Consider the following 9,538-nt stretch of genomic DNA (forward strand, 5'->3'; position numbering starts at 1 on the left):
GAGCTTAATAATCATTATTTATGAAATATTTAAAGTATTGGCGGTTTTTCTGTTACGTTGGTGTTTGTATTAACGCTAAAGGACGTCATGATGGAAGTAAAGCAACTAGCAAGTCAGACCTTAATCGGCTTAAAAGTAAGAACCTGCAACGCCAATGAAATGAACGCTGGCACTGCAAATATAGCTGAACTTTGGCAAAAATTTGGTGAGCAATTTGCCAACAGCCTCACTCAAAACACTAAAGTGTATGGTGTGTATACTAATTACGAAAGCGATCTCACAGGCGATTTTGACGTAATTGCCTGCTGCGATAATTTATCAATTAAACTCCCTGAAGCTAAAAAAGTAACCACCCAAGCGGGGCGTTATTTGGTATTTAAAGGTGAGGGTGAAATGCCCGATGCAGTAATCGATTTATGGGGCGAAATTTGGCAATACTTCAGCTCAGACGATTGCCGCTATGAACGTACTTACACCAGTGATTTTGAGTATTACAAAAACAGTAAAGAAATAGAAATTGCCATTGCAATTGAAGACTAAAAAACGGCTAGGTTTGTAAGCGCAAACCTAGCCCTCCAATCCCTATAATTTAATACCTGCCAACTAAATCATTCGTTAATACTTGCCAGCTTGGTTTTTAAATCATGTAAATTGCACGCCGTGATTGTAGGCTCAAGCTCCCAGGGATCAAAAATAGCCTCACTTGAGCGCTGTATCCACGCAGCACGCATACCGTGCGATAACGCCCCAATAACATCAAACGGGTTACTCGATATAAGCCACGTATTAGCGCCTGTTGAATGTGCCTCGCGTAAAAAATGACTATAAACACCGGGGTTGGGTTTAAAGGTTTTAATGTCATCGGCACTCACTACACCTTCAAAAAGCTCACTTATGCCTGCCGTTTCGAGCAAGGTATTTACCGCACTGGCCGCACCATTAGAAAACGCAAACAACCGATAGTTTTGTGCTTTTAAGCTCTCAAGCCCTGCTTTAACGTCATCGAATGCGGGGAGGGTTTTATAACGCGCTAATAACTGTGCTTTTTGCTCATCGCTTAAAGTTACCTTGTGCAGTAAACACGCATAATTAAGTGCCTGCTCAGTACACACCGAAAACGGCACGTAGTTTTGCATTAAGCCACGCCTAAACGAATATTCGAGTTGTTTTTCACGCCAAGTAGTTGATAATGCGTGCGCGCTATCGCCAACCATATTTTCAAGTAACGACACCACGCCATGGGTGTTTATAAGCGTACCGTATACATCAAACGCCAGTGTAGTTGCCATTAATGACTCCTGTTTAAATCGTTGCTAAAACGCAATGTTATTGCTTCGCTTAATCACCTTATCAGCTAATAAAGTACAGTAGAAGCATCATGGCTTGAAGCCGTTACTGTAAACCCCCGTTACGGTTTGGTTAAAAATACCGCATGGTAAGATGGTATTTGATCAAGTAATTAATAAACAGTCCTTTGAAATCCGAGACACACGCTTTGTTTTAGAATGGGTAGAAGGACTGTTGAGTTTATAAGTGCTAGTTATAAATCAAATTAAGTAATAGCTAAAAGTAGAATTTATTAACTTATTTTTTCGGGATAGACTTGTTAATAGTCAGGTGTGAGCGATAACTGAGCATTGAAATTGAGATTGGATAAATATAATAGTTAATCGATTGGTCAAACTGCTCTTTGCGCGTATATTCATGAAAATGAGCGCTGCGCGCATATTAGCTCATTTAACTTTACTTAAGAGCTTCAGAAAGCTTAATGATAGCAATACGTTAGGTAATTTGTTAAAACTATATAAAGTAAACAAATGAGTATTAAGTCGGCAGAAATATGCGCGATGAGCGCACTATTAAATTGTTAGCTCCAGTAAGGATATAAATTTAATGAACGCAATAGAGTTGTTTAGCCATTTATCAAATATATTAACCGTAATTGCATTTTTATTTGCAGCCTATCAATTCTTCCTTTGGAGGAAGCAGCAGAGATATAGCCTAGAATTGGATTCCATACTAAATATGGAAGATCTATTTGAGATCTATATTGGCTCCTTAATGAGGGCTCATGGATATTTTGATAAGGCCCAGAAATTAGCTGTTGAGGCACATGGAAAATCGAAAGAAGAACGTCATGAGCTAAATAAGTATCTGAAAAATGAATTTAAATTATTAATTGAGCAAAATAATCAAGAAATTAACGATAATGCAAATAAGTATGGCCTAGCATGTTTTAGAGTGAAAAGGTTAGATTACGACATTGATAAAATTGAAGAATTAGATTCCATGTGGATTAGAGATAGATTCCAATCGTTTCTTATTGATAAAACATCTTTAGAAGATGTGGCACAGGAAATATCAAGAATTAAGACCGTGGCTCGTGATGAATTTAATAAACTTAGAAAAGTGAAGTGAGCTAACAAGGCCATCAAGATTGACGTCTTTTCCGTTGTTAGTTTTAAAAGAGAGTATCGTATTAATTTATGGACATTTTTACAAAAAAATATTGGCAAACATTTCTTGCAAAAAAAATCGTAACAAGGTCGTTTAGGTTTACTTTTTTTCAAATATTCTCGGTAACAGTCTTATTTGGAGTAGTTGGCTACCTAATTTTACTTCAAAACAATGACATCAATGATGCCAATTTATTAAAGTTGTATTTCAACACTGGAAAATTTGGAACTTGGTTTCTACTAGGCTATGCCGGCTTTCAGGCATTTGGCTATGAAATTGAAAAGGAGAGGCTCGCTGAATTTGAAGATAAAACCTATCGAGCACACGCACAAGTAGAGTTCAATACTTATACAACTATCGAAAGAAGTAATAATGACAATCAAGCTTTAAAGCACTTAGAAAGCGTAGACAATCAAAAAATAAGAATTAAGGGAGATAAAATTACTTCTTTTAAATTATTCGCTATTGGGGTCGCGTCTTTCTTTGTTATCAGTGTACTTGAGTTGTTTTTTTACTAATTTAAAACTAACAAGAATTTAAAGCGGGACTGTGCTTCGGAGCACTGGCACCTTTAATTGACGAATGACGAAAGGGATTTAAATGTTAGAAAGAATACATAGAATAAAAGGTATAGGGCTTTTTCATGATGCTGATGCAAGAGTTCATGGACTAAAGAAAGCCAGCTTTATCTATGCAGATAATGGACGAGGTAAATCAACACTAGCTTCATTATTTCGTTCTTGTTCGACGAATAAACCTGAACTCCTCGTAAACCGCCGAACTATTGATGGTAATAACGAACCAGAAGCAATTCTTCAATTTTCTAATGGGCGGCGTTCTACCTTTCAAAATGGTAGTTGGGATGTTGATCGCCCAGATCTTTAGTATTTGATGCCGATTTCGTTGAGCAAAATGTATATGCAGGTGGACAAGTTACAGCCGACCAACGAAAAAACTTATTACAATTTGCACTTGGCGAAAATGCTGTTGTGGCGCAACAAGAATATGACCTCGCAGATTATAATGCGAGAACAGCAGCCAATTCTATACGAGAAACAAGTAATCAATTAGAAGTACTGCATAGAGGTTTGACGCAAACTCAATTTCAAAGAATCGCCGAAGTTGTAGATGCAGATGATCAAATATCCGCTCTTAACGGCAAAATCGTTGAAGCCCAGAATATAGGGTTTATTCAAGCTAAGGCATTGCCTCAGCAGTTAGCATTGCCGACACTTAATGTGGATGATATTTTTAATATTTTGGGTACATCCCTCGAAAATATTGATCTAGCAGCAGAGCAGCAAGTTAAAGAACACTTAAATTCTCACAACAAAAATCGTTTAGAGAAATGGATAAGTGATGGGCATGCATACGGTGAAGAAAGTAATTGCTTGTATTGCAACCAACCTCTCGATGGTGTCGAATTAATACAAGCATATCGCAGTTATTTTAATCAAGATTATAATCAGCTTAAGTCGAATGTTTCTCGGTTGACAGGCCTCATTAACGCGAGCTGCTCGAATGAGATCATTGCAAGATTAAAGTCACGGTTTGAAACTGCCAGTGCAGTCATTGATGGTTGGCAGGAGCATATTGAGGTAATACCTCCAACATTCGATGAAAATTCAGCAAAAGATGCTCTTTCTAATATTGAAACTCTGTTAAACGCTTTGAGAGAGAGCAAAGAAGTTAACTTGCTCGACGCTGTTGGCTCTGAAGAAAATAAAAACGAAGTTGCTAGAAACTGGCAGGAGGTTATAGAGGTTGTTGTTGCATGTAACAATTCAATTTCAAATGCTACAGCTGTTATAACAAACTACAAAAGCAGTTTGGCAGCTCTAAGTATTGAGAATTTGCAAAACCAAATTCGTGATTTAGAGTGGGCTAAAATACGTTACAGGCAAGATGTTGTAGATTTATTTTCACAGCTCGCTTTGAAAAAAATTCAGGACGAAACTGCAAAATCTGAAAAACAAACAAAAAAAGATGCTTTGAATCAAATCATGCTGGCAACACTAGAAAGCTATAAAGATCGTATTAATGAGCTTTTGCGCGGTTTTGGTGCTCAATTTTTGATTCCGAATATTGATTTTAATTATCGGGGTGGATTGAGAAGTGATTATGTATTGCAAATGCGCGGTGCAAACATTGCTTTAAGTGGTGGTGTACCAGATTTTAAAACTTCTCTGAGTGAGGGTGATAAACGCACATTAGCTTTTGCTTTCTTCATAGCCTCTGCTGAATCTGATCCTGATTTAGCCAACAAGGTTATTGTAATAGATGACCCAATGTGTAGCTTAGACCTTAATAGAAAGCAGCAAACACGTACTGTTTTGAAGAGGTTGCATGACAGCTGTAAGCAAATAATTGTTCTTGCACATGATGTTCATTTTCTTCGTAATCTTCGTGATGATGTGTTGCGAACAGGAAACCCTAACGAAATTAAATGTTTAAAGTTAAAATCTGTCATTAATCGCTATAGTGACTTTGATGCAATAAATCTTGATCAAGAATGTGAAAGTGCATATTTCAAATGCCACCGCATGCTTGATGAATATTTAGTTGGGAATGCTCAAAGCAATATGGAAATAGCTAGATCAATTCGGCCTATGCTTGAAGGGTATCTACATAGACGTTTTCCCAACTTGATAAATGGAGGCCTTTTGTTTGGGCAAGTTATTGACTTGATAAGTAATGCGCAACCACCAAGTCCTTTAGTTAATGCTCAAAACATTACTAACGAACTAAATGAGATAAATCGTTACGCAGGACAGTTTCATCACGATACTAATCCAGCGGTAGACCAAGTTCAAATTACAGATGGTGAGCTTTTAAACTTTGTAGAAAGGTCGCTAGCTGTTATTTATGCTGGATAATCATATTAGTAATCAGCACATAATGCCGCCATAAAGTCGGATTCGTAACTGTTGGCTCGGTCCCGCTTCGCTACACATTTTAGCCAACTGTTACTAACCACTTATGGCGGCGTTATGAGATAAGGAATATATGCATCAGATTAAGCACTCAGCAAGTCCATATCTTTATAAGATTGTATTAGATAGTAAATATAAATTATCAGACGCGGACATAAATAAATTTAAGAAGACGGTGAATCAAGGTGTCGCTGTTTATGGTTTCACTCCAAATATTATAATAATTTCTAATTCGCATTATGCTTACTGGAGCTCCATTTCGTTGTTTGCAAAAGCTATGGACACAGGTAAGTTAGCTATTTGTAGTAATGATAATTTAGATGGTGTTATTAAAAAAATCTCTACTGAATTTGCATCTATTAATGTAAAGCAGTTTGGTAAGTACAATATTATAGACTGCAATAAATGGGTTATCTCCCAAGTTTAGTTTATAGCAAATAGCCATGGTGCCAACTTCTGCTATTGACACTCCCCACTCAGTCATTAATATCAAGCGACTCGGTTAAATTTATTTAATTACACTAGGTTTGTTGCACTCAACCCAACCAATATTCAACAAACTTAAAACCTTTAACCTAACACCTTTTGCCTTTAACCTTGCATTTTAGCTGTAAACCCCCCCTTACATTTTGATTAAAAAAGCCACACCTTAACTTGTGTTAAGGTGTGGCTTTTTTGCAGCAGCTTTAACTAAAAATTAAGCGACAATCACTGCTAATAACTGGCTGCTAATAGCTCGTTACGTACTAGCTCTGCGCCTTTGCTTAGGGCGTTAAGTTTGCCGTTTGCAATATTGCGGGGCAGGGGGGCCATGCCGCAGTTGGTGCATGGGTAGAGTTTGTCGGCATCTACATATTTAAGTGCTTCGCGTAGAGTTTTGGCCACCTCTTCAGGGGTTTCTATAGTATTAGTGGCTACATCGATTGCGCCCACCATTATTTTTTTACCGCGTACGAGTTCGAGTAGCTCTATAGGTACATGTGAGTTTTGGCATTCTAGCGAAATAATATCAATATTCGATTTTTGCAGCTTAGGAAATACTTCTTCGTATTGTCGCCACTCGGTGCCAAGGGTTTTCTTCCAATCGGTGTTGGCTTTAATGCCGTAGCCGTAGCAAATATGCACGGCGGTTTCGCATTTTAACCCTTCTATAGCTCGCTCTAGGCAGGCTATGCCCCAGTCGTTTACCTCGTCAAAAAACACGTTAAAAGCAGGTTCATCAAATTGAATTATATCAACCCCAGCGGCTTCTAGCTCTTTGGCTTCTTGGTTAAGTATTTTAGCAAATTCCCATGCTAGTTTTTCACGGCTTTTATAGTGATCGTCATACAGGGTGTCGATCATGGTCATGGGCCCAGGCAGTGCCCATTTAATTGGTTGGCTGGTTTGTTGGCGTAAAAACTTGGCGTCTTCAACAAATACCGATTTAGTACGAGACACAGGGCCAACCACTGTGGGTACGCTGGCGTCGTAACGGTCGCGAATTTTAACTGTTTTACGGTTTTCAAAATCAACGCCATTTAAGTGTTCAATAAAGGTGGTTACAAAGTGCTGACGAGTTTGTTCGCCATCGCTGACTATATCTACGCCTGCGGTTTGTTGCTCGTGCAGGGAAATAAGCAGGGCATCGTGTTTGCCATCAATCAGCTCACTACCTTGTAATTTCCACGGTGACCATAAGGTTTCGGGCTCAGCAAGCCATGACGGTTTTGGCAAGCTGCCTGCTGATGAAGTGGGTAATAGTTTTTTCATAATAAATGCTGCCTTTAATTTTGTTGTGTGATTAAGCGATACTTGCCGAGAACTGCTGCAATACTGACTGATAAGGCTTAATAAAGTGCTGCTCGGTAAATTTGCCTTGCTCAATCGCTAATTGACCTCGCTCTGCGCGGTCATACACAATTTGCGTTAATGAATGATCGTCATTTTTTAAATTAGGTTTATAACGGCTACCAGCGGCGGCGTTGGCGTTATAAATTTCTGGACGATAAATTTTTTGAAACGTTTCCATGGTGCTAATGGTGCTAATTAGTTCAAGGTTGCTGTAGTCGTTAAGTAGGTCACCAAAAAAGTAAAACGCTAACGGTGCAACGCTGTTTGGTGGCATAAAGTAGCGCACTTGTAAGCCCATTTTTTTAAAATATTGCTCAGTTAACGACGACTCATTAGGCTGATACTCTACGCCTAAAATAGGGTGTAAGTTTTCAGTTTGCTGATAGATTTTGTTATCAGACACGCTTAAGCAAATAACCGGCGGCTTTTTAAAGTGCTGTTTATAGGTATCTGAGTTTACAAAGCATTTAAATAACTTGCCGTGTAACTCACCAAAGTTATCGGGAATGCTAAATTGCGGTTTGCTTTTGTTATGCTCAAGCAATAACACGCTAAAGTCGTAGTCGCGCACATACGATGAAAAGTTATTACCCACCATGCCTTCTATTCGCTCGTTGGTTTGGCGGTCAATAATATTGGTTTTTAATACCTCAATTGACGGAAATGCCTGGCCACTGCCTGCAATGTCTAAATCGACCGAAATGATCTTGAGCTCAACCTCGTAACGATCCCCTTGTGGGTTATCCCAACTGGCCAGTGCATTAAAACGATTGTTGATCATTTTTAGGGTATTACGCAGGTTTTGTTGGCGGCTTTCACCCCTTGCTAAATTAGCGAAATTAGTCGTAATACGTGTGTTATTTGATGGATGGTAGTTTTCATCCAAGTTAGTGCTTTTAATAGTAAATGTAAGATCAGTGCTCATAGCCGTATCCTTTCAATTTGAGTTGTTACTGCTTTTATCAATGACACATTACTCGCTGTTAAAACCAAACTAACGGGATAACTGTAATGGTGCTTTGCAGAGTTAATAAATTTATACGCGCTATGTAGCATGAAGAAAAACGGTATTATTTCAGGTAAAACATGAGCCAGATTCATTCTTTAACAAAGTTGAATGGATAAATTAGGCTAGTAGACGCTCCCACTCAGACAAAACCCACTTTAGAAGTCTAGATTTCTAGATGTTTTTACGGGTGTTGTGATTTATTCATACAAAACGTGAGTATTATTCAATGCTCATAAGTACTTAAAGTCCAATTTGCATAAACGGTTGTTGATATACTCGAATAAACTTAGGTGAGCTTAAGCGCTTTATTAAGCAGCTCGCCGTCGCAGAACTTTCCACAACATAAGAAGAGACAAAAGGAATGAGTGATTTAATAGTGTTAATTATATACTGCGCCATATTAGGTAGCGGTGTTGGTTTTTTAGCAGGCTTATTAGGAATAGGGGGCGGGCTAGTGATTGTGCCCATACTCAGCATGATATTACTGCACTTTAATGCTTTGCCACCTGAACAAGTAGTGGTGGTTGCCATTGCGACCTCGCTGGCCTCTATTTTATTTACCTCGACCTCGTCGGCTATTGCGCATCATAAAAATGGCAATGTACCGTGGGATATTGCACCTTGGGTTATGGCAGGCGTTGCCTTTGGTGCGCTTATTAGTGGCTTTATAGCTGCGCTGTTACCCGAGCATGTAGTGCGTTTGGTATTTGCTGTAAGCGTGGTGCTAATTGCACTAAAAATGATTTTTTCAGGTAAGAGTGATTCAGCAATAGCACGCCCGTTACCAAACAAAGGGTTGCTGAGTGTTTATACGACCATAACCGGTGGGTTATCTGCCATGATAGGTATTGGCGGCGGGGCAGTATTAGTGCCGTTACTGACGTTTTTTTCTGTTGATATGAAAAAAGCCATAGGCTGCGCATCGGCCTCAGGCATTGTGATAGCGTTGTTTGGATCAATGGGTTATATCAGCTCTGGTAGCCAGTTATTTAGCCTAAAAGAAGGATTTGCGGGCTTTGTGTATTTGCCCGCTTTATTGGGTATTGTATGCACCTCATGGTTTACCGCGCCACTCGGTGCTAAAGCCACCCATTATTTGCCAGTTTCAACCATAAAAAAAATATTTGCCGGCTTATTAATAATAATGGCAATCAATATGTTTACTCGATAAGAGCATTTATATGAGCCTTAAAAAGACGCGGCATTAAGCCGCTGCTACCTAGAATGTTAACTACTAGTAGCAGCGGGTTCACCCCGCGTAGGTGTTGAGCGTTAGAGTCGGAACCCTTTAACCTTTAACCTTTAA

At 38.9% G+C, this 9,538-nt stretch carries 10 protein-coding genes; 7 read left to right on the forward strand and 3 right to left on the reverse strand.

Annotated features, from left to right (window positions below):
- Window positions 1-90: 90 nt before the first annotated feature.
- The gene (locus CWB77_RS08145; RefSeq protein WP_138622259.1) at window positions 91-540 is read left to right on the forward strand and encodes a GyrI-like domain-containing protein; all 450 of its coding nucleotides are present in this window, start codon (window positions 91-93) and stop codon (window positions 538-540) included.
- 68 nt (window positions 541-608) lie between these two features.
- On the opposite strand, the gene CWB77_RS08150 is transcribed toward CWB77_RS08145, so the two are convergent.
- Window positions 609-1,289 carry a haloacid dehalogenase type II gene (locus tag CWB77_RS08150; protein ID WP_138622247.1) on the reverse strand — a complete coding sequence of 227 codons (681 nt, stop codon included), beginning with the start codon at window positions 1,287-1,289 and terminating at the stop codon, window positions 609-611.
- A 604-nt stretch (window positions 1,290-1,893) separates the two neighbouring features.
- Here CWB77_RS08150 and CWB77_RS08155 point away from each other — a divergent pair.
- The 5 genes from CWB77_RS08155 (at window position 1,894) to CWB77_RS08170 (ending at window position 5,817) form a co-directional block, all read left to right on the forward strand.
- Window positions 1,894-2,418, forward strand: a complete 525-nt coding sequence (locus tag CWB77_RS08155) for a hypothetical protein (RefSeq protein ID WP_138622249.1) — start codon at window positions 1,894-1,896, stop codon at window positions 2,416-2,418.
- Between the two features lie 68 nt (window positions 2,419-2,486).
- A complete protein-coding gene (locus CWB77_RS08160) occupies window positions 2,487-2,975 on the forward strand; it encodes a hypothetical protein (RefSeq protein ID WP_138622251.1) in 489 nt (162 codons plus the stop codon).
- A gap of 82 nt (window positions 2,976-3,057) precedes the next feature.
- On the forward strand, window positions 3,058-3,342 hold the full coding sequence (locus tag CWB77_RS18610; protein WP_249931434.1) for a hypothetical protein: 285 nt from the start codon (window positions 3,058-3,060) through the stop codon (window positions 3,340-3,342).
- Window positions 3,343-3,446: 104 nt separating this feature from the next.
- Complete coding sequence (locus CWB77_RS08165; protein WP_249931435.1) at window positions 3,447-5,333, forward strand: AAA family ATPase; 1,887 nt, start codon at window positions 3,447-3,449, stop codon at window positions 5,331-5,333.
- 130 nt (window positions 5,334-5,463) lie between these two features.
- Window positions 5,464-5,817 (forward strand): hypothetical protein, encoded by a 354-nt coding sequence (locus tag CWB77_RS08170; protein ID WP_138622253.1) that lies wholly within the window; start codon window positions 5,464-5,466, stop codon window positions 5,815-5,817.
- Window positions 5,818-6,104: 287 nt separating this feature from the next.
- Here the strand turns inward: CWB77_RS08170 and CWB77_RS08175 are convergent, their stop codons facing one another.
- Window positions 6,105-7,142: a methionine synthase gene (locus CWB77_RS08175; protein WP_138622255.1), complete on the reverse strand. Its 1,038-nt coding sequence runs from the start codon at window positions 7,140-7,142 to the stop codon at window positions 6,105-6,107.
- 31 nt (window positions 7,143-7,173) lie between these two features.
- The gene (locus CWB77_RS08180) at window positions 7,174-8,148 is read right to left on the reverse strand and encodes a DUF1852 domain-containing protein (RefSeq protein WP_138622257.1); all 975 of its coding nucleotides are present in this window, start codon (window positions 8,146-8,148) and stop codon (window positions 7,174-7,176) included.
- A 445-nt stretch (window positions 8,149-8,593) separates the two neighbouring features.
- Here CWB77_RS08180 and CWB77_RS08185 point away from each other — a divergent pair, with 445 nt between their 5' ends.
- Entirely contained in the window at window positions 8,594-9,403 is an 810-nt protein-coding gene (locus tag CWB77_RS08185; RefSeq protein ID WP_054201545.1) for a sulfite exporter TauE/SafE family protein, read from the forward strand.
- The last annotated feature ends 135 nt before the right edge of the window (window positions 9,404-9,538 follow it).

It is taken from the genome of Pseudoalteromonas sp. S1610, assembly GCF_005887465.1.
GTDB lineage: Bacteria > Pseudomonadota > Gammaproteobacteria > Enterobacterales > Alteromonadaceae > Pseudoalteromonas > Pseudoalteromonas undina.

Excerpts from the sequence above, each read along its gene's own strand:
- CWB77_RS08150 (WP_138622247.1), bottom strand. The coding sequence starts at position 1,289 with ATGGCAACTACACTGGCGTTTGATGTATACGGTACGCTTATAAACACC.
- CWB77_RS08175 (WP_138622255.1), bottom strand. The coding sequence starts at position 7,142 with ATGAAAAAACTATTACCCACTTCATCAGCAGGCAGCTTGCCAAAACCG.
- CWB77_RS08155 (WP_138622249.1), top strand. The coding sequence starts at position 1,894 with ATGAACGCAATAGAGTTGTTTAGCCATTTATCAAATATATTAACCGTA.
- CWB77_RS08145 (WP_138622259.1), top strand. The coding sequence starts at position 91 with ATGGAAGTAAAGCAACTAGCAAGTCAGACCTTAATCGGCTTAAAAGTA.
- CWB77_RS18610 (WP_249931434.1), top strand. The coding sequence starts at position 3,058 with ATGTTAGAAAGAATACATAGAATAAAAGGTATAGGGCTTTTTCATGAT.
- CWB77_RS08160 (WP_138622251.1), top strand. The coding sequence starts at position 2,487 with ATGGACATTTTTACAAAAAAATATTGGCAAACATTTCTTGCAAAAAAA.
- CWB77_RS08170 (WP_138622253.1), top strand. The coding sequence starts at position 5,464 with ATGCATCAGATTAAGCACTCAGCAAGTCCATATCTTTATAAGATTGTA.
- CWB77_RS08185 (WP_054201545.1), top strand. The coding sequence starts at position 8,594 with ATGAGTGATTTAATAGTGTTAATTATATACTGCGCCATATTAGGTAGC.
- CWB77_RS08180 (WP_138622257.1), bottom strand. The coding sequence starts at position 8,148 with ATGAGCACTGATCTTACATTTACTATTAAAAGCACTAACTTGGATGAA.